This is a genomic window from Arcicella sp. (assembly GCF_964672035.1).
The window spans coordinates 73,288-99,186 of the sequence record NZ_CBABQS010000006.1 but is presented as its reverse complement, the minus strand read 5'-3'; the positions used below and the strand labels follow the sequence as shown (position 1 = coordinate 99,186).

Annotated in this window: 24 protein-coding genes; 9 read left to right on the top strand and 15 right to left on the bottom strand. The window is 36.5% G+C overall.

Annotated elements, in window-relative coordinates; all coding sequences use genetic code 11:
- The coding region (locus tag AC1W31_RS03170) for a transposase (protein ID WP_481732953.1) at positions 1 to 684 on the bottom strand (684 nt) is incomplete at its 3' end.
- A 79-nt stretch (positions 685 to 763) separates the two neighbouring features.
- Entirely contained in the window at positions 764 to 961 is a 198-nt protein-coding gene (locus AC1W31_RS03165) for a hypothetical protein (protein WP_481732952.1), read from the bottom strand.
- A gap of 217 nt (positions 962 to 1,178) precedes the next feature.
- Here AC1W31_RS03165 and AC1W31_RS03160 point away from each other — a divergent pair, with 217 nt between their 5' ends.
- The 3 genes from AC1W31_RS03160 to AC1W31_RS03150 all read left to right on the top strand — a co-directional run bounded on the left by AC1W31_RS03160 (position 1,179) and on the right by AC1W31_RS03150 (position 3,434).
- A complete protein-coding gene (locus AC1W31_RS03160; RefSeq protein ID WP_481732951.1) occupies positions 1,179 to 2,021 on the top strand; it encodes a maleylpyruvate isomerase N-terminal domain-containing protein in 843 nt (280 codons plus the stop codon).
- A gap of 405 nt (positions 2,022 to 2,426) precedes the next feature.
- Positions 2,427 to 2,849 carry a hypothetical protein gene (locus AC1W31_RS03155; RefSeq protein ID WP_481732950.1) on the top strand — a complete coding sequence of 141 codons (423 nt, stop codon included), beginning with the start codon at positions 2,427 to 2,429 and terminating at the stop codon, positions 2,847 to 2,849.
- A gap of 27 nt (positions 2,850 to 2,876) precedes the next feature.
- On the top strand, positions 2,877 to 3,434 hold the full coding sequence (locus AC1W31_RS03150; RefSeq protein WP_481732949.1) for a hypothetical protein: 558 nt from the start codon (positions 2,877 to 2,879) through the stop codon (positions 3,432 to 3,434).
- Between the two features lie 163 nt (positions 3,435 to 3,597).
- Here the strand turns inward: AC1W31_RS03150 and AC1W31_RS03145 are convergent, their stop codons facing one another.
- The 9 genes from AC1W31_RS03145 to AC1W31_RS03105 all read right to left on the bottom strand — a co-directional run bounded on the left by AC1W31_RS03145 (position 3,598) and on the right by AC1W31_RS03105 (position 14,307).
- Positions 3,598 to 4,869 carry a cation:dicarboxylate symporter family transporter gene (locus AC1W31_RS03145; RefSeq protein ID WP_481732948.1) on the bottom strand — a complete coding sequence of 424 codons (1,272 nt, stop codon included), beginning with the start codon at positions 4,867 to 4,869 and terminating at the stop codon, positions 3,598 to 3,600.
- Positions 4,870 to 4,940: 71 nt separating this feature from the next.
- The gene (locus AC1W31_RS03140) at positions 4,941 to 5,846 is read right to left on the bottom strand and encodes an AEC family transporter (protein ID WP_481732947.1); all 906 of its coding nucleotides are present in this window, start codon (positions 5,844 to 5,846) and stop codon (positions 4,941 to 4,943) included.
- A 138-nt stretch (positions 5,847 to 5,984) separates the two neighbouring features.
- A complete protein-coding gene (locus AC1W31_RS03135; RefSeq protein ID WP_481732946.1) occupies positions 5,985 to 9,011 on the bottom strand; it encodes a TonB-dependent receptor domain-containing protein in 3,027 nt (1,008 codons plus the stop codon).
- 207 nt (positions 9,012 to 9,218) lie between these two features.
- Complete coding sequence (locus tag AC1W31_RS03130) at positions 9,219 to 10,202, bottom strand: FecR family protein (protein ID WP_481732945.1); 984 nt, start codon at positions 10,200 to 10,202, stop codon at positions 9,219 to 9,221.
- A gap of 154 nt (positions 10,203 to 10,356) precedes the next feature.
- Positions 10,357 to 11,364 (bottom strand): MlaD family protein, encoded by a 1,008-nt coding sequence (locus AC1W31_RS03125; RefSeq protein ID WP_481732944.1) that lies wholly within the window; start codon positions 11,362 to 11,364, stop codon positions 10,357 to 10,359.
- Positions 11,354 to 12,148, bottom strand: a complete 795-nt coding sequence (locus tag AC1W31_RS03120; RefSeq protein ID WP_481732943.1) for an ABC transporter ATP-binding protein — start codon at positions 12,146 to 12,148, stop codon at positions 11,354 to 11,356. Before AC1W31_RS03120 ends, AC1W31_RS03125 begins: the two co-directional genes overlap by 11 nt.
- 12 nt (positions 12,149 to 12,160) lie before the next feature.
- Positions 12,161 to 12,970: an MlaE family ABC transporter permease gene (locus tag AC1W31_RS03115; protein ID WP_481732942.1), complete on the bottom strand. Its 810-nt coding sequence runs from the start codon at positions 12,968 to 12,970 to the stop codon at positions 12,161 to 12,163.
- A 23-nt stretch (positions 12,971 to 12,993) separates the two neighbouring features.
- Positions 12,994 to 13,551 (bottom strand): NADPH-dependent FMN reductase, encoded by a 558-nt coding sequence (locus AC1W31_RS03110; RefSeq protein ID WP_481732941.1) that lies wholly within the window; start codon positions 13,549 to 13,551, stop codon positions 12,994 to 12,996.
- A gap of 141 nt (positions 13,552 to 13,692) precedes the next feature.
- Positions 13,693 to 14,307 carry an RNA polymerase sigma factor gene (locus AC1W31_RS03105; protein ID WP_481732940.1) on the bottom strand — a complete coding sequence of 205 codons (615 nt, stop codon included), beginning with the start codon at positions 14,305 to 14,307 and terminating at the stop codon, positions 13,693 to 13,695.
- 302 nt (positions 14,308 to 14,609) lie between these two features.
- Between AC1W31_RS03105 and trxB the strand changes: the two genes are divergently transcribed.
- The 3 genes from trxB to bshB1 all read left to right on the top strand — a co-directional run bounded on the left by trxB (position 14,610) and on the right by bshB1 (position 17,549).
- Positions 14,610 to 15,545 carry a thioredoxin-disulfide reductase gene (gene trxB / locus AC1W31_RS03100; protein WP_481732939.1) on the top strand — a complete coding sequence of 312 codons (936 nt, stop codon included), beginning with the start codon at positions 14,610 to 14,612 and terminating at the stop codon, positions 15,543 to 15,545.
- Between the two features lie 11 nt (positions 15,546 to 15,556).
- Complete coding sequence (locus AC1W31_RS03095; RefSeq protein WP_481732938.1) at positions 15,557 to 16,669, top strand: peptidoglycan DD-metalloendopeptidase family protein; 1,113 nt, start codon at positions 15,557 to 15,559, stop codon at positions 16,667 to 16,669.
- A gap of 160 nt (positions 16,670 to 16,829) precedes the next feature.
- The gene (bshB1, locus tag AC1W31_RS03090) at positions 16,830 to 17,549 is read left to right on the top strand and encodes a bacillithiol biosynthesis deacetylase BshB1 (protein WP_481732937.1); all 720 of its coding nucleotides are present in this window, start codon (positions 16,830 to 16,832) and stop codon (positions 17,547 to 17,549) included.
- A 50-nt stretch (positions 17,550 to 17,599) separates the two neighbouring features.
- On the opposite strand, the gene pdxH is transcribed toward bshB1, so the two are convergent.
- From pdxH to AC1W31_RS03070, 4 genes are all read right to left on the bottom strand, one after another.
- Positions 17,600 to 18,244: a pyridoxamine 5'-phosphate oxidase gene (gene pdxH, locus AC1W31_RS03085; RefSeq protein WP_481732936.1), complete on the bottom strand. Its 645-nt coding sequence runs from the start codon at positions 18,242 to 18,244 to the stop codon at positions 17,600 to 17,602.
- Positions 18,245 to 18,309: 65 nt separating this feature from the next.
- The gene (locus AC1W31_RS03080; protein ID WP_481732935.1) at positions 18,310 to 18,474 is read right to left on the bottom strand and encodes a hypothetical protein; all 165 of its coding nucleotides are present in this window, start codon (positions 18,472 to 18,474) and stop codon (positions 18,310 to 18,312) included.
- Positions 18,475 to 18,705: 231 nt separating this feature from the next.
- Positions 18,706 to 19,218, bottom strand: coding sequence for a transposase (locus tag AC1W31_RS03075; protein WP_481732934.1), 513 nt, complete (start codon positions 19,216 to 19,218; stop codon positions 18,706 to 18,708).
- A gap of 80 nt (positions 19,219 to 19,298) precedes the next feature.
- Complete coding sequence (locus tag AC1W31_RS03070; protein WP_481732933.1) at positions 19,299 to 20,795, bottom strand: glycine--tRNA ligase; 1,497 nt, start codon at positions 20,793 to 20,795, stop codon at positions 19,299 to 19,301.
- Positions 20,796 to 21,015: 220 nt separating this feature from the next.
- On the opposite strand from AC1W31_RS03070, the gene AC1W31_RS03065 reads away from it, so the two are divergent.
- The 3 genes from AC1W31_RS03065 to AC1W31_RS03055 all read left to right on the top strand — a co-directional run bounded on the left by AC1W31_RS03065 (position 21,016) and on the right by AC1W31_RS03055 (position 25,780).
- On the top strand, positions 21,016 to 21,960 hold the full coding sequence (locus tag AC1W31_RS03065; protein WP_481732932.1) for a glycosyltransferase family 9 protein: 945 nt from the start codon (positions 21,016 to 21,018) through the stop codon (positions 21,958 to 21,960).
- A gap of 8 nt (positions 21,961 to 21,968) precedes the next feature.
- Positions 21,969 to 22,853 (top strand): carbon-nitrogen hydrolase, encoded by an 885-nt coding sequence (locus AC1W31_RS03060; protein ID WP_481732931.1) that lies wholly within the window; start codon positions 21,969 to 21,971, stop codon positions 22,851 to 22,853.
- 338 nt (positions 22,854 to 23,191) lie between these two features.
- Positions 23,192 to 25,780: a TonB-dependent receptor gene (locus AC1W31_RS03055; RefSeq protein ID WP_481732930.1), complete on the top strand. Its 2,589-nt coding sequence runs from the start codon at positions 23,192 to 23,194 to the stop codon at positions 25,778 to 25,780.
- The last annotated feature ends 119 nt before the right edge of the window (positions 25,781 to 25,899 follow it).

The window sequence follows — 25,899 nt, the reverse complement described above, 5'->3', positions numbered from 1 at the left end:
AAAGTCTTCAATACTCTCATTTAGGTCGGGTTCGTAGGGATGGGTCTTAGTAACGGCTGACTTCAAGTTATCAGGAACGATAGCTTGGGGAACCCCACCAAAAAATGTCAAGGAGTTAGCCAAAGCCAATAAAAAGTCGGCTTTCTTTTGAGAGTAAACCGCTTGACAATAGGTCAATTGGCTACACCCTAAAACGGCAAGAAAGATTTCAACCCAAGTAATTTCGCCTGTTTGAGGGTCAGTTAAAAAGAGTTTTTTACCTGCAAAATCAATGAAGAGTTTATCCCCTGCCTTGTGTTCAAGGTGCATAGAGACCTTTTGCGAGGCTTGCCATTGACGAAAATAATTACAGAACTGAGAATAGTTGATAGCTTTAGGCGTAATCAGGCAGTAACGCTCCCAAAGAATTAGGCGAGTAATACCCACTTTACTGAGTTCTTTATCATAATCTGGGAATAGTAATTCAAGGGTCTGTTGCGTATCTGGCGCTTTTTGAGGGTTGACCAATCGGTTCAAAGATTCTTCATCCCAACTTAAAAGAGGGGATAAGTCTTCTCCAATTTCGGCTTTCAAATTGCCCAAATAATTGTCGATCGTGTGACGAGAAATTTGAAGTGTATCGGCAATAAAACGCTTGCTTTTACCAGCAGTGTGGTAAACAATTAGAGTATGTAACTTCTTCATGGACAAAGAATGATTAGCCATAGTTATCAGAATTGTTGGGTTAAAAACAATCGCTAACAAACTACAAATTATTGGCTAATTACTTATCCACTAGTGGTGCTGTTTGACTGGAATTGGTGGGGCTTATTGACTGGAATATACAGACGGGGGTAATTAAGGGCTTACGACCCAATTCCATTAGCGTTTGCCCCATTGCTTTCATAAAACGTTCATTATCAGTTGCTTTTGTGATAAAATGAGCCATAAAAAAGGCGATTGCAACGATTAAATTTTTCATATTTTTTGTTATTTAAAATTTGAAATAATTTCGTTGTTTTAATGATTCAAAAGTATCTCGACAACTAAAATAAAGGAATCTCTTTTTGACGAACTAAGGTTTTTTGGGCGTGAATTGTGGGATTCTGGGCGTGAATTTTTGGAGAATTATTTTACGATCAAGTATTGGCCATTTTTTAGTAATTTTATCTACCTCAATCAAATAATTATACAGAAAGATGCTCTTAAAAGGAGACCTGCCGATTCAAACATTACCTTTATTTCCAAAGTTGGATAAATTATTAATCGACCTTTTGAAATCATTGACTGATGATGAATGGCATTCACCGACCATTACAAAATTGTGGTCAGTAAAAGACATTACTTCACATTTATTGGATGGAAATTTAAGAGGATTATCGTATTCGAGGGATAATTATTTTGGCGAAAAACCGCCCATTATCAATACTTATTCAGATTTAGTTTCCTTCATAAATCAGCAAAACTTAACTTGGACGAATGCTTCAAAACGAATTAGTCCGCCAGTTTTAATTGAACTTCTAACTAAGACTGGACAACAATATCATGAACATTTAGCTACCTTAAAACCTTTTGATGAAGCCATATTTTCGGTAGCTTGGGCTGGACAGGAAACTTCCGAAAATTGGTTTCATATTGCCCGAGAATACACCGAAAAATTTATCCATCAACAGCAAATCAGAGATGCTTTGGGGAAACAAGCACTTTTTACAAGAGAATTATTTTATCCAGTTATTAATACCCTGATGTATGGATTACCTTTAACGTACCAAAATACCATAGCTGAAGAAGGAACAATCATACGCATAAAAATACTTACTGAAATTGGGGGTGAATGGAATATTAGAAAGACAAAAACAGCTTGGCAATTAATCAAAAATGTAGAAAAAATGCCCAATTCGACCGTTTGTATTTCTCCTGATATTGCTTGGAAACTATTCTCCAAAGGTATGTCGCCGCAAGAGGCTTACGATAAAGTGGAAATATTAGGTAATAAATCATTGGGACAAATTGCTTTACAAATGGTTTCTGTCATGGCTTAATTCATTTAAGTTTGCTACCTTTCATGATGAAATTGACCATTACGGTTCTAAGTACACTGTTAAGTAAATTGCTTTCAGTTTTTCTCTAAAATTTATAAGGGTGAACTTCCCGAAAGTAGAAAGAACTTTCGAGAAGTTAAAGAAACTTAATTAACAGTGTACTAAGACTGACGGGTATTATTTCTTTAATTTTATTTATCGTTCTCAATGAATAAATAAACTGTTTAATAAATTTTTCGAATAATTTCCATCTTAAAATCTTAGATTGGAAACCTCCCGAAAGTAGAAATAACTTTCGGGAAGATGAAATAGCTTATTAAACAGTGTAATCAATGTCTTTATGATAAGTTTCATTAAAATTTAACTAATTTTAGGCTTTATCTTTACACGCAGAGAAGGCTTTTTATGTATAAGCTAATCATTTTATTTTTTATGTTGGGAACAAATATTTCCCACAAAGAAACCATCAAATCGGTTGAATTATCGTACCAAACCAGGGGGACGCAAAAATTCTTGCAAATCACTTCTGATAGTATTGAGGTAAAGATTAATGGCAAAATCAATCACTACAAAACGACCAATCTTCAATGGAAAAAGATACTTAAGACTTTTGAAAAAGTAAAATTAAGCGGAATTGCTAAACTCAAAAGACCAAGCACAAGGTCATTTTACGATGGTGCATTCATGGCACAATTGAAAGTTGTTACCAATAAAAAAGAATACGAATCGGTTAATTTTGACCACGATATTCCACCAACTACGTTATTAAAGGCGATTCATGCCATGAGATCAACTTTAATTGGGACTGAGAATAAGGGGAGTTTTTAAAACTATTTTCCAAAAATAACGACCATTATGAACAAAATTCATCTCCTCATCGCCGTGCTATTCTTGGCATCGTGTCAGAAAAAACAGGAAGGAAAAAATGAAGTAAAAACTAACGTTGATTCTGTCAGCACCGATGTTAAAATTTTTAAAATTCCTACGGAAAGCGATCTTTCGGAAAGCGATTTAGCTAAAAAATGGTTAACCTACAACATAGAAGAAAATTTCAAAACGCCTGATGGTTTGATAGATTCAATTTGTACTAAAAAATACGCTGAATATAAATCTGATGCTATCGGTGTTGATTATGACGGCGGACTAACCCCTAAGGCGTTTGAGAAGAAATGGAAAGGCAAATTTGACTTAAAACACGCTGGCAAAGGAACGGGTTTCTTAATCTCGGGGCAAGATTGGACAAAAATAAAAGTAAAAAAATGCGAATTATCTCCGGTGAAATTAAAGGAAGGCTACCTTTTTGAAACTACCATTGAAGACGTTGGCGCTACAACTAAAACTATCTATAAACGAGACATCAAAGTTGTTCCTTCGGGGAGTTCTTTTCTAATTTCTGATGTATTGGAGTATTAATTTTACGGAGCTATAAACTATTTCTTGCAAGTAAAAATAGACCACAGATAAAACAGATTTTACCAATTAATACCCCTAACGGAGTTATGATTTTCTTAATATTATCCGTGTAAATCACTAAAATCTGTTAAATCTGTGGTCTATTTTTGCATTGTGCCCCCATTTATTCCAAAAATGCCGCATTCATTTTCTCTCGATCAAATTCTCCTTCATTATTTGCTAACCAAACCGTGGCAACGCCATTACCGATAAAGTTGGTAATGGCCCGTGCTTCTGACATAAATCTATCCACGCCCAAAAGCAAAGCCAAACCTTCTACAGGAATTACTTTTATCGCCGTCAAAGTAGAAGCTAATACGATAAAACCACTACCAGTTACGCCCGCTGCCCCTTTTGAAGTTACCATCAAGATTCCGATGATGGTCAATATTTGTTGTAGATCTAAATGAATATTGAAGACTTGGGCTAAGAAAATGATGGCCATGGAAAGGTAAATCGTTGTGCCATCTAAGTTGAAAGAATAACCCGCTGGCACTACCAAACCGACCACGGATTTTGAACAACCCATTTTCTCTAATTTCTCCATTAATGAAGGCAAAGCGGCTTCGGATGATGACGTTCCCAATACAATCAATAACTCTTCACGGATATATTTCAAGAATTTCCAGAGTTGAATTTTGTAGGTTCTTAGGATAAAATAAAGTACCACAAAAATGAATACCGCCATCGTACAGTAAACCGTTACCATTAATTTTACCAAAGGCAAAAGCGTATGAATTCCATATTTACTGATGGTAAATGCCATTCCTCCAAATGCTCCGATAGGTGCGAGATACATCACTTTATGCAATGCCCAGAAGATTTTTTTGGAAATTGGAGCAAGAAAATCGACCACTTTTTGTCTGCCCGAATAATTACTCAAAACTACTCCCATGACAATGGCGAATAACAAAACTTGGAGTGTGGCATTATCCCAAAAGAACTTCATCCAACTAAAACCCACTTCGGCTGATTTGGTATATTTTGAGATATCACCGCCTTTGATTTCTGAAGTTACCACGCCATCACCTGGACGAATGATGTTGGCAATGATTACACCGATGAAAAGGGCAACCGTCGTTACGACCTCAAAATATAATAATGCCTTCGCTCCTACTTTACCAACTTTTTTTAAATCACCCATCGAAATTATTCCCAAAGTGATAGTCAGAAAAATGATTGGACAAATAAATAATTTTACGACACTGATAAAAATACTACTCATAAGCTCACTGAAGGTAGTTTTTATCTCGAATTCAGAAAAATACAGAGTAAATTTTATTGGTTTTTCTAAGATGGGTTGAAGGGCAAATGAGGGATAAAAATGCCCTAATAAAACACCCGCCGTGATGGCTGTAAGTACCCAAAAGGTTAGGTTTTTGAAAATATGCTTCATGTATATTAGTTATGAATTATGAATGATAAGTTATGAATTGGAGGCAATTAATACTGAGTTTAATTTTGAAATTATGTCTTAAAATTCATAACTATGAAATACCAAATTCCAACATTCAAAAACGAAAGTGGAATACTGATACTGACCATTTGAGTTGCTAATTTAGGGTTTAATCCGTAATTGATTGCAATGATAGTAGCGGTATTCATTGAACCCAAGGCAGCACTAATTACAGATATTTTCCCCAGAAAGGAATGCTCACCAATGATAATGATATACAAAATAAATATCAACATTGGGGCAATCAACAATTTATAAAAAAGACCGTACAGGAGTGGTTTTATCTGTAAATCCTCTTTTTTAAAGCTAATTTGTAAACCAATCGAAGTTAAGGCTAAAATACTGAATGGACTACCAATTTTTTGTAAAATATCAACACTCCAAGCTGGAAAGTGAAAATCTACTAAATTCAGAAAAACGGCCATGCAAAAAGCCAAAAATGGGGGAAATTGAAAAATATCCTTTACAATTTTTTGAGCAGATACTTCGGATGATGAATAATAGGAAGCCGTAAAAATCCCTAACGTTCCACACACTACGAACGAACCTGCTTGGCTCATCAATACGCCCATTTGCAAGCCTTTTTCATCAAATAATAATTCAAAAATCGGAAATCCAACGAATGAAATACTACTAATTCCTGCCGTGAGGGTTAATGCTCCCGTTGTACTACGGTCAAATTGAAGGATTGGGGATATTATTTTGAAGAAAACAAAGGCAGATCCGTACAAAATATAAGGCATCAGAATTGGTAATATTTGACTACGCTCGAAATGAATTTCTGTGGTATAAAGTAAAGTCAAAGCGGGCAAACAGACGTAAATAATGAACGAATTCAACACTAAATGAGCATCTTTCGGAAAGCCTTTTAACCGTTGAAGAATTATCCCCAACAACAAACAGACAAAAAGCAGCATGAGATTAGCCAATGAATTGGATTTATAAATTTAGTTGTACTTGGTAATTTTTTGATGGCATACGGATTGAACGGATTAGACACGGATGTATAAATACTTAATTAAGAATCCGTGTCTAATCCGTGTGCCATTATTCTCTTAAAACTTAATCATCAAATTTCCGTAATAATATGAACCGTTAAATCCGAATTGATTTACGTTTCTTGAATAGGGAACTTGACCGTTTGAATATGATAAATAGTTGCTGTTAACTTTATCTGGATAAACGTCCGTAATATTATTTCCCCCCAAGGTAATGGTCAAATATTTATTTAAACTATAAACCACCGAAGCATCGAATAAATTTTTACCGCCAAAAGTCTGGCTTTGGTGCAAATTGCTCGTTCCCGCAACTGGTTTTGTCAATTTTTCCCAAGCCGTAACTTCTCCAAAATAAGAACTACGCAAATTCAAACTCAATTTTCCAATCTGATAACCCACCGAAATCAATACCTTTGAATGTGGCTGACTGGTTTCAATTAAGGCTCTACTAACTGTGTCAATCAATAAAACGGTTGCTTTTGTATCTAACTGTAAAGCCGCTGGGGTTGCTTTTACACCCGTAATTTCAGTTTTATTTACCGTCAAAGCTATGCTTGCCGTCAATTTACTTTTTGCACCAATTGCTTGTTTATAAGAAGCCACCACGTCAATCCCTTTTGTGCCAGTATTAATGGCATTAGTAAAGAAAGTGATTTCTTGAAACCCAGTAAAACTATTTTTTAAAGCCGTGATATTATTTACATTAAGGTTTTCAGTAACGATAATTCGGTCGGTAATATCAATTTGATAAGCATCAACGGTGAATAAAAAATTAGCCCCCAATTTTGCGGTAACCCCTAAATTATAGTTCCAAGAGGTTTCTGCTTTTGGGTCTTCAATGCCAATTTTTGCCAAACGAGGGTCATCAGAAGGTAATTGTTTTGTACTTCTAATTACCCCATTTTGAACCGTTGAAGTGGTAGCGGCATTCGCAATTTGTTGTAGTAATGGCGCTCTAAACCCTTTATTGATTGAACCTCTGATGGCAAAATCTTCCGTTAGTTTCAACCGAGTTGCCAATTTCCCAGAAATATTGCCGCCAAAATCGCTGTAATTTTCATAACGCAAAGCACCTGCAATCAATAATTTGTTAGTAATATCACTTTCTACGTCCACATACATTCCAATATTTGAACGGCTTTTGTCGGTAATATCTGCCTTGTCAATTCCCACACGTCCTTGCGAACCTGGCGTTTTGTTTTTTGATGCTGCCAATGGGCCAACTTGATAAGATGCCTCATCGCCCGCTGCTAATGTAAAATTATCTACCCGATATTGAGCCCCCAAAGCCAAGTTAAAAGACTTAGTGCCAAATAATCCCAACGTAGTTTTTGAAACGTTAATTTCCGATAAACTTTGTCCAAATCCAATTCTACCAATATAAAAATCTTTGGGAGAAGCTGCTCCTAATGAAGCATTTGAGCTGTTTTTAGCAAATTGGTCAAGATAATTTTTCCCATATCCCGAACTCAAATCCCAGTTCCAGCCCGTTGAAGTTTTGCGTTTAAAACCTACTAAATAAGATACATCAACCGATGTGCCAGGCAATTGTGGAACGTATCCATCGGGATATAAATCTGGATTAGTTGTTCCACCCGTTGGCAAAGCGGTCCGTAAAAATGCTTGGGCAAAAACGTCTTTATTCGAGAATCCACCGAAAGAGTAAAGCGACCATTCTTGGCTCAAAGGCACATCAAGGTTATAAAAAACCTGCCCCGATTTCATGGCGTTGCTTCCATAAGTAGTTGGACGGAATGAACCGTACGTACCATCTCCCCAATATCCTCTTGATTTCAACAAGGCTTGGTCAGTTGCGGCTACGTTCGTATAAATCCCTGTGTATGCACCAACTGCACCCGCAGGTTGAGGATTGTATGGGTCTGAACGGTCAGTTCCTGCAACGTCTTGATAACTTCCTGTCATGTTTAAAGAGGCTTTTTTACCTAATGAAAAACCGTAATTTAAGCCGACAGTATAGCCTCCGCCGTCACCTTTGGAGGTTTTTCCGTACTGAATCAGAGCCGTTCCATTATTGACTGATTTCTTTAAAACCATGTTGGCAATCCCCGCAATCGCATCTGAACCATATTGTGCGGCTGCACCATCACGCAGAATCTCCATTCTTTCCAAAGCTAAGGAAGGAATTGAATTCATATCGGTCACTACTGTTCCTTTTCCAACCGTAACATTACTATTCAAAGCCGCAAATTGATGACGACGTTTTCCGTCAATTAAAACCAACATTTGGTCGGGCGAAAGTCCTTTTAATGACGCTGGGTCGGCATAATTGGCAACTCCATTGATACCATTTTTCGCTGAATTAAACGAAGGCGACATAAATTGAACTTGCTGTCCCAATTCGGTTTGACCCGTGGTTTGCAATTCTTTTGCCGAGATAACATCCACAGGGACAGGGCGTTCCACATTGGTACGAGCCACCGTTGAGCGAGAACCAATCACCACAACTTCTCCCAATTGAGAAATATCTTCTCTCATTACAATCACAATTGCTTGATTTCCCGAAGCGATTTTGACCTCTTGCTTTTCAAAACCTACGAACGAAAAAATCAACACATCACCTTCTTTGGCAACGATATTAAATTCACCCTCATTATTGGTTACAGTTCCTTTTGAAGTTCCTTTTACCAAAACACTCACGCCGGGCAAGGCTTCACCTTTATCGGCCGTTACTTTTCCCGAAACTTTATCCTCCACAATCACCGAAACACCTTCTTTTTCATCCGAAACAACGGATGATTGTTCCTTGATTTTCTTCAAAATAATTTGCTCCTCCACAACTTCATAACGAAGTTGATATGGCGATAATAATTTTGGCAAAACCGTTGTCAATGGCTCGTTTGTTGTTTGTAAACTAACAATTTTGTTGGTCTGAACAGCATTATTGCTGTACACAAAATGGACGTTGGTTTGCTTTTCAATTTCCTGCAAAACCGTTTTCAAACTCACATTCGACATTTTTACCGATACTTCACGGTTCAAAATTTGTTGAGCTTTCACTGGACGAGCCAATGCCATCACCGAGCAAAGGCAAATCAAAAAACATTGGGTTATGGTAATTTTCATGAACTTAAGCAATGATTGCTTGGAAGATAAAGATGTTTTCATTGGATTGTTTTTAAATTTTAATGAATTAATGGTTCTGGTATTTTGAAAATCAGGGTAATAATATATGAATTTTTAGAAAAGATTATTAGTTTGTTATGAATTCAAATCTGAGTCATGCTATGAATATTTTTATTACTTAAAATTGATAATTATCAATTTTAAGTATCAATTACCTTCACATCCTTCACCTTTCAAATAAATCTCTTGTCCGTCCATAACATACTCAGCATCAATGGATTTACAAATAATTTCGAGGATTGTTGAAAGATGCTCTTGGTCAAAATTGCCGCTCAAACGACAATTTTTTAAGGTAGGATTTAACTTGATTTTTACGTTGAAATTGTGTTCGATACTATCGACTACGCTTTGCATTAAAGTATTATCAAAAGTCAAAGAAGTTAATTCCCAATAAAAGGTTTTATCTTTCGGTAACTCATTGATTGTCAAAATATCAGACTTATTTTCTAAAACGACTTGCTGTTTTGGCGTTACAAAAACTTCTTTTTCTGCTTCGTTAGTTACCGATACTTTCCCCGTTACCACCGACACTTCAAATTTTTCTGTTTCTGGATAAGCTTTTACGTTGAAACTGGTTCCTAAAACTTTAGTCTTCATTTTTCCCGCATAAATCAAAAACGGACGAGCTTCATCACGCTTGACATCAAAGAATGCTTCACCTTTTAAATTTACTTGTCGGTAAACTCTATCCGATTGATTATAAGATAATTGTGTCTTAGGTTGTAGCCAAACCGTACTACCATCTGGCAGGTCAATTTTTAAGATTTTTGCCGAAGAGTTTTCGTATTTTGCCCAATCCGATAAAGAAATATCAGACTTTATTCGGGAAATGTTATTATCCAATTTTGTATTAAAATAAAAAGATAAGCCCATGAAAATCAACAACATGGCTGCCATTCCCGAGGCGTACCAAATCCAACGTGGCGGCGTGTAGAGTTGAACGGGTTTGATTTTTCTATCAATATTCTGACGAACTCGTTGAATTAATTCCTTACGGTCATCATCATTCATTTCACTGATGCCATCGGGATTATTTTCAAAGGATTTATACCATGCTTCAACCAAAACTTGCTCACCTTCGGAACATTGGTTGTTTAAGTATTTTGCAATTATTTCTTGATTTAGTTTCATTTTTATGTGCTATCAAAGACTAAGTGAATCAAGTAGTTATTTTCCCCTATGCTGATTTGAAAAAAATATTTTATTTTTCAAATCAGCACAAAAAAAGGGAGGTATTGCTTTGAGCAATACCTCCCTTTTTTTGTCTTTAAAATTTCCAAATGAATTATTGCTGAATAGCATTCTCTTTGGCTTTCTCTTGTTCTTTCGCTCGCTTTTTGAAAAAACCTTTCAGTAAAAAGTTATGTTGAACCGCTTCCAAATCATCATTCAATTTTGAACTACTCGACTGCAAATTCTTAATCATTCCTTTCAAAGAATTAGCGGTTGACGAATCATTTAACATCAATCCAACGGGGCTGTCTTTTCTATTTAATCGATCACTAACGGTTTTTAAATTAGCCGTAAATTTATTCAAAGAACTCGAAGCATTTTGCAATTGCGTAACCGTCCCCACGATTTTGTTATAAGCAACACTATCGTTTGCAATTCTGTTAATAGAATTCGTTGGATTTTTAAAATTGCCCGAAAGACGCTCAAAATCACCCAGTACATTTTTTCCAGACAACGAAGCCTCTTTGAAATTATCCACCGTTTCTTGGAGATTATTAATGGTACTCGCCAATTTTACGCCTAAAGCTGGGTCGTTGACCAACTTTCCTAAAATACCATCCCCAGCGTCAATTTTCTTACTGATACTTTTAAAGTTAGCAGTAATATCCACTAAATTTTTATTATTTTGTTGTAAAGTTGCCAACATATCTTCGGTACTTAGTTCGTTTTCAATCTTCAAAAAATCATTCTTCACAACTTGAGGAAAATTTTTACTCCCACCATAAATGACCACAAGTTTATTCCCAATTAAACCATCTGAACCAATTTTTGCAAAAGCATTTTTATGAATATGTGATTCCGCATCATTTTCAATACTCATGGATACTATCACCTGAGAATCTCCATAAAATTCAATTTTTTTCACAGTACCAATTTTCACACCCGAAAACAAAACATTAGCGCCAATTGCCAAGCCACTAACGTCATTAAAAACGGTATTTAAGGCAAATGTTTTGACAAATGCTTTTTTCTGTCCCCCCAAAGTGAAGATGGTTATGATAAGAATTGCTAAGCCAAGGACGATAAAAATTCCAACAATTACTGGTCGATTATTTTTCATGTGTTATCTTATTTTCGGTAAAATTGTAATCGTAAAAAGCCTTAATATAGGCATCATCTGAACTGAAAACTTCGTCAAAACTACCAATTTTCAGAAATTTACCTTCGTTAAGAACTGCTACTTTGTTCCCCGTTATTTTGGCACAAGTAAGATCATGCGTAATAATAATTGAACTGGTTTTGTATTCTTGCTGCACTTTCAAAATCAAATTATTCAACTCAATACACGTGATTGGGTCGAGTCCAGAAGTAGGCTCATCATAGAGCATAATTTCGGGTTTTAGGATTAAGGTTCGGGCAATGCCAATTCGCTTTTTCTGCCCTCCCGACAATTCAGAAGGCATTTGGTTAATCGTTTGGGGCAAGCCTACGTCATTCAGAACAGATTCGATAGCATCATTTACTTCCTTACTACTCAAATCTCGTCGGTTTCTGACCAATGGAAATTTAAGATTTTCCCGCACGCTCATACTATCATACAAGGCACTACTTTGAAAGGAAAATCCGATTTTCAGTCTTAATTCTTGCAATTCTTTTTCGTTCAATTTATCAACCTCCTGACCAAGCACTTTTACCAAACCACTGTCAGGTTTTAGAAGTCCAGAAATGATTTTTATCAAAACCGATTTTCCCGTTCCAGAGCGACCCAAAACAGCAATATTTTCGCCTCTTTTTATTTCAAAATCGACGCCATTAAGCACATCAAGCATTCCGAAAGACTTTTTTAAGTTCTTAATATAAATCACCGATTCTTGATTGTTAATTTGTACGTTTTCTTTATCCATTAAATACTGGTTTTACTTAAAATTATTAAGCACTTGAACAATTAATAACTCTTCCACAAAAATCAAAAACATAGAAAATACCACGGCAAGATTCGCTGCTCGTCCAACGCCTTGCGTACCATTCTGAGCGTAATAGCCTTGATAACAGCCCGCTACACCAATCGTAAAACCATAACAAAGTGCCTTAAAAAGTGATGAAAAAATGTCCTTGAATTCGATGGATTTGAAAGCACTGATAAAAAAGCTCGTAAAACTGGTCAATTCATTTGAGTGTACGTTTAGATACGCCCCCATCATTCCAACCAAACCCGTGTATAAAACCAATACCGGCATCATAAAAGTGATGGCTAAAATGCGACTTACAACTAAGAACTTGAAGGGGTTTGTGGCGGAAACCTCCATGGCATCAATCTGTTCGGTTACTTTCATTGAACCTAATTCTGCCCCAATGTTTGAACCTACTTTTCCCGCCGCAATCAAGGCGGTGATGAGCGGTGCCATTGTTTTGATGATAGCAATTGACACCAAAGACGGCAACCAAGAGGCTGCACCAAATGCCGATAAAGATGGGCGTGATTGTTTCGTAAAAACGGTTCCTGTGATAAAACCCGTGACTGAAACTAATAACAATGTTTTATAACCTACTGCATAACACTGATTTATGATTTCTTTCCACTCAACGGGCGCTGAGAATGATTCATTGATAAATCGGATGATAAAAGTGCATATATCGTACAAATCCTCAAAAAAACCGTCGATGCCTTTTGAGATTAAATACTTTTTCTTAGCGGTAATTTCTGATTTTTTAGAGGTTGGTTCCATGCGGTTTTATACATTATTTTCTCTTACAAATCCGAAGTATCGGCTTTCACACACCACAATAATTCTTTGACAAAACGATTGGCTAATTTATCCGTTGCTTCTTTATCTTTCGGAACGCCTTTTTCGTCATAATTTTCATCTACTTTTGGCACCGAAAACATCTCGGTAATCGTCCAAGCCTTCATTTTCCAAAGGGTAAATTGCAATGAAACTAAGCATTGATTTCCGGCAAATGGCCCATCAGAAACCGTTACAATTCCAGTCGGTTTATGCCTCCATTCCTCATATAATAGATCCACCGCATTTTTTAAACTCGCAGGCATTCCACCATTATATTCTGGCGTGACGATAATAACACCGTGGGCTGAATCTATTTTTTGGGCATAATCAAGCGTTTGAGCGTCGGGATTTTTCTGTATTTTTAGCTTTTCATCAAAGATTGGAAAATTATACTCTCTTAAATCAAGGATTTCGGTAGTTGCCAGTCTATTATCAGCCAAATATTTTTCAAAATATAAAGCCACCCGATGGCTTTTTCGGTCGGGACGGATACTGGCAGAAATAATGGCGATGTGAGGCATGAATTGATTTAGGTTTAAGGTAATTTTTGAAAACGTAAAGTTTGTCTGTTTTCTGTTGTTAAGTATTACACAAAAACAAAAAAGAATTATATCATTCACACTTTTGGGGAAAGTGAGAAAATAGCTAACAATTCAAAATATTCAAATCTGGATCAAAAGCCCTAAAACCATCAACGTCGTATAATCATTCAAAGCATCTCTCAAAATTTTCAAGGCTTTGGTCATTTGGTTTTCGACCGTTTTTTCTGAAATATCCATTTTTTCTGAAATTTCACGTTGAGAAAATCCACTTCGTTTCAATAAAAAAACTTCCCTACAACGTTCTGGAAGTAATTTCAAGGCATTTTGGTAGGCTTGATTCAATTCATCAAAAGCAACCGCTTGCTCAGTAAAATTATCATCATCTGCTTCAGGATTGAGGCTATTTGAATACTTTTCAAAGAGATTATTTTTCTTGTATTGAGCAATGACAAGGTATTTTACCGAAGAAAAAAGATAGGATTCAATCGTGGTAGAAATAACTAAAACGGCTCGACGTTCCCATAAAGAAACAAACAATTCTTGCACAACTTCTTCGGTCAATGCTCGATTTTGCAATCTTTTATAAACGGCACCGTAGAGTTTAGAGAAATATTTTTGATACAAAAAATCAAAAGCTCGTACATCATCTTTGGCGAGATGTTCGAGAATTTGTTGGTCGGTATCAAAAGTGGCATCAAGCATTTTAATTACAAAATAAATACAATTTTTTAGCATTATATTCACAATTTAAGGCTATTTCGAAAAAAACATCTTAAAGATTTGTTCAAGTCTTCAAGAACGATTACTTTTAAATCATTATAAAAATCCAAAAGAATTTAATCTCCCGTCAAATAATTAAAATCTCTATTATATTGATAATCAACAAATTATCTCCCCTTCTGTCCTCTCGCACTGAATAAATTCTTGCGATTTCTAAATAAATATGCAATTTTTGTGTAAATTTTTTTGTTGGGAATGTAGATAGAATCACAAGATTTTAATTACATAAAAAGCACTATTAACAGTATAAAATAAGCATGGCAGAGCATACCAAGTGCCTAATTATAGGCTCAGGACCCGCAGGTTACACCGCAGCAATTTATGCCTCAAGGGCAGGATTAAACCCAGTAATGTATCAAGGACCACAACCAGGAGGTCAATTGACGATTACGAATGATGTTGAAAATTTCCCAGGTTATGCCGATGGAATTCAAGGGCCAGAAATGATGCAAGACCTCGAAAAACAGGCTCGTAGATTCGGAACTGATGTAAGATATGGCATGGCAACTTCAGTAGATTTCAATTCGACACCCAAGAAAGTTTTCATTGACGATACACACGAAATCCACGCTGATTCCGTTATCATTGCCACGGGTGCTTCGGCAAAATGGCTTGGATTGCCTTCCGAAGCAAAATATAATGGCCTTGGCGTTTCAGCTTGTGCCGTTTGTGATGGGTTCTTTTTCCGTAATCAAGAAGTAGCCATTGTGGGTGGTGGCGATACTGCCGCTGAGGAAGCAACTTATTTGGCAAATTTATGCTCGAAAGTGCACATGATTGTTCGTCGTGATCAATTACGTGCTTCGCAGATTATGCAAAAGCGGGTAACTTCAAATCCTAAAATTCAGATGCACTGGAATTCTCAGACGGAGGAGATTTTAGGGGATGGCAACGGTGTAACGGGCGTAATGATAAAAAACCATATCACCAATGTTGAAACGGTTTTACCAATTACAGGTTTCTTCGTGGCGATTGGTCATAAACCCAATACGGATATTTTCAAAGGTTTTTTAGACATGGACGAAGCCGGTTATTTAATGACTGAAAAAGGATCAAGTCGTACCAATATTGAAGGCATTTTTGCCTCTGGTGATGCGCAAGACCACATTTATCGTCAAGCTGTTACCGCCGCAGGTACGGGTTGTATGGCAGCTTTGGATGCTGAAAGGTGGTTGACAGAACAAGAGGATTAATTATTAGATTTATGAAAAAGATTAGAGACATATTACTTTTTACACTTTGTGTAAGCACCTTCACAGTTTCTGCACAGGAGTCTGGGAGTTTCAAAAAAAATCCTAAGATTAATATCAAGAACAATACGGGTTTATACAAAGAAAAAGAGAAGAAGGAGGAAATGTTAGATGAGTTACCAAAATTAAAATTCAACAATTCTTACGAAGTAGAAGCTACCGCTGCGGTTACAGCGTCTTCTAATAAATATGTACCTTCTAAAGCATTAAATGCCTCTGTAAGTAGTTTCGATACCACTTCAATTGATGAAAGAGAACCACTCATTATTGAAATCGAAGAAGAAACTCGTCCAGAAGGAAGCGATGATTTTGTATCAGTGGCAACATATTATTCTGTTTGGGATGCTACTAATATTGACCCTTACGGAATAGATGCGAAAGAATTTGATGATGTAGTTGACGTAGAATTATACAATAAAGATCAAGGACGTTTTTGGTCAGTGCCCAATAATTCACCCAAATTAACTTCGCAATTTGGGCCACGTTGGAATCGTTTGCACGCAGGGGTGGATATTGATTTAGAAACTGGCGACCCTGTATATTCAGCTTTTGATGGTATCGTTCGAGTATCAGGATATAATAATGGTGGGTACGGCAATTTTATGGTCGTTCGTCACTATAATGGAATCGAAACTTTATATGGTCACCTTTCGCAAAAAAACCTTGAGTCAGGTACTTACGTAAAAGCAGGTGACCAAATTGGACTGGGCGGCAGCACAGGAAGAAGTACTGGCTCACATTTACACTTTGAGACTCGTTATGAAGGAAACCCTTTCAATCCAACCTATGTTTTCAACTTTTCAGGAACTGGTTCAGAACCTGTTGGGGACCATTTATTAATTTCTGCCAGAGTTTTTGATACTTACGGGTTGGCATTAGGCAACGAATATGGAGATGCTGGAAATAAAGTTATGACTCGCAAAACTGCCTGGACAACTGTCCATTATGGCGATTCACTTTATTCTATTGCAAATCGTGCAGGAATTTCAGTAGAGAAATTAGCTAAAATGAACGGAATGAGAATTTCCTCAAGTCTGAGAGCAGGAAGACGTTTAAGAATTCAATAATTATCAATGTTAGATTGAATCAGAGAATGAGTGAATGAGATTTAATAGTCTTAATCACTCATTTTTTTATTGGTATTATTTTCACTATTTAATGTTTAATACCTCTTTTTACTCGAGTATAGTGCGTTGAACATTCAAAATTAATCATTAATTTAAGCTTATGAAATTAGATATACTCGTGATGGCAGCACATCCTGATGATGCCGAATTAGGCTGTTCAGGAACAATTTGTTCGCACATTGCCCAAGGTAGAAAAGTTGGAATCGTTGACTTTACTCGTGGCGAATTAGGAACTCGTGGAACACCCGAAATGCGTTTGGCAGAATCTGCCGAAGCCACTAAAATTATGGGTATTCACGCCCGTGAAAACTTAGGTTTTAGAGATGGTTTTTTCGTAAATGACGAAGAACATTTGATGAAATTGATTCGTGTTATCAGACGTTATCAGCCCAAAATTGTATTGGCAAATGCTTATCATGACCGTCACCCCGACCACATAAAAGGCTGTGAATTAGCCGTAGATGCGTGTTTTAAATCGGGTTTGCGAATGGTTGAAACCTTTGAAGATGATGGAACACCGCAATCTGTATGGCGACCTAAAAATGTTTATCATTATATCCAAGACCGTTATCTTACGCCAGATTTTATTGTGGATATTTCTGATTTTTGGGAACAAAAAGAAGCCTCGGTCAGAGCATTTAAAAGTCAATTTTACGACCCAAATTCGGTTGAACCAGAATCTTATTTGACTTCTCCTGCTTTCTTGAAATTTTTGGAAGCTCGTAACCGTGAAATGGGACACGCCATTGGGGTAGAATTCGGGGAAGGTTTTACAAGTTATAAGAAAGTTGGCGTAAAAGATTTGGGAAGCTTAATTTAGTGTAATAGATTAGACAATTTTTTAAGATTGTCTAATCTATTAAAACTACTTTATGGCGATAATCTTTCAATCTTCCAATCTCCATTTTCCAATAAAGTATAAGCAATACGGTCATGCAAACGTGATGGGCGACCTTGCCAAAATTCAATGTAATTGGGTACAAGTCTGTAACCACCCCAATGTGGAGGTCGTGGAATTGGTTGGTCGCCAAATTGTTCGATTAAGTGTTTTTCTCTTTCTTCTAAGATTTCACGTTGTCCAATTACCATACTTTGGTTAGAAACCCAAGCACCAATTTGACTTGCTCTCGGGCGACTATGAAAATAAGCATCCGATTCTTCTCCAGAGATTTTTTCTATCAATCCTTCAATTCTTACTTGACGCTCTAATTCCGCCCAAAAAAACGTTAAACACGCATTTGGGTTTTCGGCTAATTCTGTTCCTTTACGGCTTAAATAATTGGTAAAAAATGTAAAACCATTATCCAATCCTTTGAGTAAAAGTACCCGAGTGGAAGGCTTATTTTCATGCGATACCGTTGAAAACAAAAAGGCATTTGGTTCAAGTAATTGACCTGCTACGGCCTCATCAAACCATTCTTGAAATTGCCCGATGGGTGTATTTGCAACGTCTTTTACGTCTAAGCTACCTTTGGTATAATTCTCACGAAGAGCGGCTAATTCTGTTTTTGTCATTTTATTTTTTGTATGTTAGCGTAACACTAATACTTTTGGCATTCTTAAAACCTAACAAATATCATCTAATTCCCTTTTAACATTTTAACAAAGTCGTCTTCGTATTGTTTCAATGCCTTCAATAAATCTTGGAGTTCAGTATATTCTGGCGTGCCTTTTTTGGCGTTGAAAATTGCATCAGCCCTATCCGATGCCTTTTCGTATTCTGATTCGTTTTTTATTTCTTTCATGATTTAATGGTAGCACAGGCTTCAGTCTGTATTCTTTGTACTTAAAATACAGACAAAAGCCTGTATACAATGTTATAGTAAAAGATATTGATAATCTTCACGGATGTAGGTGAAATGAAAATCTCTCCAATGATTCGCTAAACCTGCTTTCTTCGGATTATTAGCAATATACATAACGATATTTTGTAATTCCCGAATATTCCTTACATAACGGTCATAACTTTCTACTTGCTACAATCGTCCAGAACGATTAAGAATTTTATTAGCTTCATACGCAGAACCACCTTTAATGAGATGCATAATATCATAAATTTGCTTGTAATTTTTATCGGTAACTTCTTCATCAATAGGAATCTTTTCTGACTGAAAATTTAAGTCAAAAAGCAGGTGAACGTGATTTGGCATAATACAAAAAGCTAATAAATCGTAGTGTCCATTATGATATTGATGGATTTTATTTGCTACAATTTGTGCTGCCTGAGGATATGAAAGATACTTTTCACCATATTCAACTGAATCTAAGACGGCATCTACTCTTTGAAAGTATCGCTTTTGAGCAATGTCCAGATTCTCTTTTAGGTTTTCAGAATTTTCTTCTCTAATGGTATTTATTTTAGCGTTACGTTCTTGCTGAAGCTGTTGTATCTTTTCTTTTGGTATAGAACCGTAGAGGCTAAATGTAATAAAAAAAGTAGCTCCAATAGGTTGAATATGAGGCAAATTTCGGGCGTAGTTTGTTTTCATATTTTTATTTTTAAGTACCACAGGTTTTAACCTGTGATACATTTGATACTAAGACTCTGGCTAAAGCCTGTGGTACATCTCTACAACAATTCAAAAACCCGCTCCATACTTACCGCAAACCCAATTTTCTCACGAAGTTCTGATATTTTCACTCTCTCTTGTTCCATCGAATCACGGTGACGGATGGTTACTGTTTCGTCTTCCATGGTTTGGTAATCTACCGCAATGCAGTAAGGTGTTCCAATTAAATCTTGACGAGTATAACGCTTTCCGATTGCGCCACCATCATCGTAAGTCACATTGAATGATCGCTTTAACGCATGATAAATATCTTGTGCTTTTTCGGCTAAACCATCTTTTTTCACCAAAGGCAAAACCGCCGCTTTGATAGGCGCAACCGTTGGATGGAATTTCAAATACGTTCTTTTCTTTTCTGTTTCTCCCTCACCCGTTGTTTCTTCGGTATAAGCATTACACAAAATGGCTAAGAAAAGACGGTCAGCACCCACTGAAGTTTCTACCACGTAAGGAATATAATTTCCGTAAGGTTTACCGTTTTCGTCAAGGTCAGCATCAAAATATTGTTGCTTCTTCTTCGACAAAGTCTGGTGAGCCGTTAAATCAAAATCGGTACGTGAGTGAATTCCTTCCATTTCTTTAAATCCGAAAGGGAATTTATACTCAATATCCACGGCAGCATTGGCGTAATGAGCCAATTTTTCATGGTCGTGGAATTTTAAATTTTCAGCAGGTAAACCAATCGCTTGGTGAAATTTCAAACGAGTTTCTTTCCATTTGTTGTACCATTCCATTTCAGTGCCAGGACGAACAAAAAATTGCATTTCCATTTGTTCAAATTCACGCATACGGAAGATAAAATTTCTCGCAACTATCTCATTTCTAAATGCTTTACCAATTTGAGCAATTCCGAAAGGCACTTTCATACGTCCCGATTTTTGAACATTTAGGAAATTCACAAAAATACCTTGCGCAGTTTCAGGACGAAGGTAAATCAAGGAAGCATCTTCTGAAACTGCCCCAATTTGCGTTGAAAACATTAAATTGAATTGACGAACATCCGTCCAATTTGCGGTATTTGAAATCGGACATTTGATGCCTTCGTCCAAAATAATTTGGCGTAAACCCGACATATCATCGGCGGTCATCGCTTTTGCCATTGCTTCCAATAATGCTTTTCCTTTTTCGGGTGAACCTTCGGCTTCGTATTGATCGGCTTTGGCTTCCAATAATTGGTCGGCACGGTAACGCTTTTTAGAATCTTTGTTGTCAATCATCGGGTCGTTGAACGAATCTATGTGACCAGATGCTTTCCACGTTAGCGGATGCATAAAGATGGACGCATCAATACCCACAACATTGTCGTTGAGCATTGTCATGGCTTTCCACCAAAGTGCTTTTAAATTATTTTTTAGTTCAACGCCATTTTGACCGTAGTCATAAACGGCTTGAAGACCATCATAAATTTCAGAAGAAGGAAACACAAAGCCATATTCTTTGGCGTGCGAAATAATGTCTTTTAACGTTGAAGCGGTATCTTGCTGTTTTGGTTCTGCCATTGTTTTTTTAATCTTTACTGGTTATTAGTTATTGGTTACTGGTTATTGATTATTAGTTAGTGGTTAATTAAGACAAGTGTACCTAATTCCTAATAATTAATCCACTAATAACTAATGGCAAAGTTATGAATTTTGCCTTGAATTGTCTGTTTTCATCTTCAGAATAATCATGGCGAAGCTTATAAAGTGTATCTTTGTCGCCAATATTACCTTTATTTATATGACCAAATTCCTAATTATCCGTTTTTCATCCATTGGTGATATCGTCCTGACAACGCCCGTTATTCGTTGTTTAAAGCAGCAATTTCCCGAGGCTGAAGTACATTATGTTACCAAAAAATCATACAAAACGCTGCTCGAAAATAATCCATACATTGATAAGGTTTTTACGTTGGAAAAAAGTCTTAATGATTTGGTAAAGCAATTAAAATCAGAAGATTATCATTATGTAATAGATTTGCACAACAACCTCAGAACGAGCATTATTAAATTTCGTTTGGGCGTAAAATCATTTAGCTTTGACAAATTGAATTTCCAGAAATGGATTTTGGTTAAATTCAAGAAAGACATCATGCCAAAAGTCCATATTGTGGACAGATACATGAAAACGGTGGAAACTTTAGGGGTGAAAAATGATAATAAAGGCTTAGATTATTTTATACCCGAAAAAGATGATTTGCCTTTGCATTGGCTACCAAAAAATTTCAGAAATGGTTATGCTGTTTACGCCATTGGAGGGCAACATGAAACGAAGAAATTGCCCTTAAATAAAATGGTCGAACTTTGCCAAACGATTCAATTGCCTTTGGTGTTAATTGGAGGAAAGGAGGATTCAGTTATTAGCGAACAGTTATCAGTTATTAGTATAAATAGTCCAATTTTTGATACTTGCGGAAAAATGAACTTAAATCAATCCGCTTCGATTATTCAAAAAGCTACAATTGTGTATACCCACGATACTGGAATGATGCACGTGGCTTCTGCCTTGAAGAAAAAGGTGATTTCTATCTGGGGAAATACCCTTCCTGAGTTTGGAATGTATCCGTATCAGACTGAATATGAAGTAATTGAAAACAAAGAATTGAATTGTCGTCCGTGTTCCAAAATTGGTTATAGTAAATGTCCGTTGGGTCATTTCAAGTGTATGAATGAGTTGAAATTTTAATCATAATAATGAATAAAAAGATAAACATAGGCTTAGTCCAAATGTCGTGTACCGCTGATGTACAGGCAAATATGCAAAAAGCGATTAAGGGAATCCGTGAGGCGGCTCAAAAAGGAGCAAATATCGTTTGTCTCCAAGAATTATTTACTTCACTGTATTTTTGTGATGTAGAAGACCACGAGAATTTTAAATTAGCCGAAGCCATTCCCGGCCCTTCTACCGATACGCTCTCTGCCGTTGCTAAAGAATTGGGCGTGGTAATTATTGCTTCTCTTTTTGAAAAACGTGCGGCTGGCTTATATCACAATACCACGGCAGTTTTGGATGCTGACGGAACGTATCTTGGCAAATACCGTAAAATGCACATTCCCGATGACCCTGGATATTATGAGAAGTTTTATTTTACGCCAGGAGACGCATCACCAGAAGATTCGGGTTATAAAATTTTTCAAACCAAATTTGCTAAAATTGGCGTGTTGATTTGTTGGGACCAATGGTATCCAGAAGCGTCAAGAATTACGGCTTTGATGGGTGCTGAGGTTCTTTTTTATCCAACCGCCATTGGTTGGGATACAACCGAAACCGATTCAAGCATTAATCGAGAACAATATTCTGCTTGGCAAACGATTCAACGCTCGCACGCAGTAGCGAATGGCGTACACGTAGTTTCGGTCAATCGGGTTGGACGTGAAGCTGACCAACAATTCTGGGGTGGAAGTTTCGTGGCAAATCCTTTTGGAACACTTTTATATTTAGGTTCGCACGACCAAGAGGAGGTTCATGTCCAGGAAATAGATTTAGATAAAACCGAATATTATCGATCAACTTGGCCTTATTTGCGTGATAGACGAGTTGATAGTTATCAGCCAATTACAAAACGATTTATTGATTAATAATTTTATTAGACAAAAGGTTGGAAATATCTCATATCCAATAAAATTCTTAATTCAGAGCTAATGTCTCATACCTAATTATACTTAAAATTCCCCCTCTTATCGACACAATTACTGTATTGGTCGAAAATAGTCATAATCTAAGAGACACAAATGCAATATTTGTGTTGTATTCTTGTCATTCTATCATATTTAAGCATTTTCCCGCTTATCTGAAAAACAGTCCATTTGTACTATTTTGATTTTATTGATGAATCATTTGGAATAATTTTAGTGATTATTTCAAATAATTCAATCTTAAATAACACTTAAATAACACTTAAATAACATTTATATAGATGAAAAATTTATTATTTTTTTCTGCATTTTTATGCCTCTTTTCCAGCACAGTATCAGCCCAATTTCCAATGGGTGGGGGGGGATTTGGTGGTGGCTCACGCAGAGGTGACCAAGCGGCCATCCCTGGAACGGCACAGGCAACCCCAAAAGGTTCAGCCAAAATTTCTGGTTACGTTATTGATTCAACCGTTTCAAAAGCCGTTGAGTACGCAAGTATTGCCTTATCCACAAAGAAAGATAACAAAATTGTGGATGGAACCATCTGCGATGATAAAGGAAAATTCTCTCTTGCTCGGGTTGCCGTTGGTGAATACATTCTTTCAGTTTCATTTATGGGATATCAATCTAAAAAAATAGAGGTTAGTATCGTCAATAAAAATGATGAAATTGATTTGGGCGTTATTAAAATGAACCAAAGTTCTCAAACTTTGGCGGAAGTAACGGTAGAAGGACAACGTTCGTTGATAGAAGATAAAGTGGATAGAATGGTTTATAATGCCGAGAAAGATATTACCAATAAAGGTGGTGACGGAACGGATGTCTTGAGAAAAGTACCTTCTTTGACTGTCGATTTGGATGGTAATGTTTCGCTTAGGGGAAGTCAGAATGTGAAGGTTTTAATTAATAATAAGCCTTCAACAATTCTTGCCAGTAGCATTTCCGATGCGTTGAAACAAATTCCGGCGGATATGATTAAATCTGTGGAAGTAATTACCTCACCATCAGCTAAATACGATGCAGAAGGCTCGGCAGGGATTATTAATATCATTACTAAAAAGAACAATCTGCAAGGACTTTCACTCAATTTAGACAGTAGTGTTGGTATTAGAGGAGGAAATTTATCTTTGAACGGTAGCTATAGAATGGGTAATATGGGCTTCTCGTTGGGTGGTTTTGGAAGAGCAAATTATAACGTGAATGGACGTTTTGACAATACCCAAATCACTACAGGAACGGACGGTACTAAAACAACAAACGTGCAAGGAGCAGAAACTCGTAATAATGGTTTATTCGGCAATTATCAATTAGGATGGGATTGGGATATTAATAAAACAAACTCAATAAGTGCTTCAGTTCGTTTAGGGGCAAGAAATCAGTCTAATTTTCAGGACGTTTTATTGACTCAGATTTTCAGAAATAATTTATTAAATAATTCTAACACTCGCAACGTAGAGTCGATTGATAATTCAAACAACGTTGATGCCAACATTGATTATACCCATATTTTCAAAAAACCACAACAAGAATTATCCATATCGGGGCAATTTAGTAGAAACAATCGTAACAGTGAGTTTACCAATAACATTTTAAATCTTCCTGATTCATTAGTTGCCAGAGGTTTAAATAGAATTACCAATGTCAACCCAAGTTATAATCAAGAAGCAACTTTACAGATAGATTATCAAACACCAATCGGCAAAACGCAAATGATTGAATTTGGGGGAAAAGATATTTATAGAACAGTAAATTCGGTTTTCAAACAAATTGGTAATAATGGCGCTTTGGACTATAACCAAAATATTTTGGCGAGTTATTTCTCTTATACCTTAACAACCAAGAAAAAATACAGCATAAAAGCTGGTGGGCGTTATGAATATACCACCATAGATGCCAAACAGACGGCAGAAAGTGGGGCAGTAAATGGAATTAGTATTCCAAGTTATGGAACATTTGTGCCAAGTATCAATATTTCAAAAAGCTTAAAAGGTGGAACCACTTTAAAAGTGGCTTACAATCGTCGTATTCAAAGGCCTTCTTTGCAGTTCTTGAACCCTAATCGTAATGCTTCAAATCCTTCAAATGTTACGGAGGGTAATCCCTTATTGTCTCCAGAATTTACTAACAATTATGAATTTACAGTCAATACGTTCTTCAAAAACACTTTCTTGACCACTGCACTTTTTATGCGTAACACCACTGGTGGCATCCAAAGTGTCCGTACCAGCACAGTTGATGCACAAAATAGACCTATCATTTTGACAAATTATTTAAACATCGGAAATGAAGATGCCTACGGAATGAACTTGTTCGGAAATGTGAATATTTCTAACAAATTACAGCTGGGTGGCGGAACGGATATATATTATACCCTCTTGAAAAACAACAATCCGAATCCACTTTATAATGCTTCAAATGAGGGTTGGGTAGCAAGTTTTAGATTATTCGGTAGTTATAATTTCTCGAAAGGTTGGGGCTTACAAACCTTTGCTTTTTATAGAGGGAATCAAGTGCAACTACAAGGGAATCAAGGCGGTTTCGGAATTTATAGTTTAGGCGTGAAAAAGGATTTCATGAATAAAAAAGGAAGCATTGGTTTAGGAGCAGAAAACTTCTTTACACCGAATGGTTTCACGATTAAAAGTAACATAGAATCACCAACGATTTCTCAAAATAGTACAACCACTTTGAGAAATATGAACTTCAAACTAACGTTCAGTTATAAAATCGGAAAAATAACTTTTACGGATGGAAAGAAGAAAAAGAAATCGGTTAATAACGATGACTTGAAAGACGGTGGTGGCGATAATGGAGGACAACAAGCAACTCCAGCAGCGGCACCTACGGGTGGCGGTGGTCGTCCGAGATAATGATTGTAATAGAAATTCAATAAAATGCCTCAATCGAAAGATTGGGGCATTTTTAGTTTATACAAAATTTAATCAATTAAATCATATCAGTAAAGTACAATAAAATGCCTTTTTTTCAA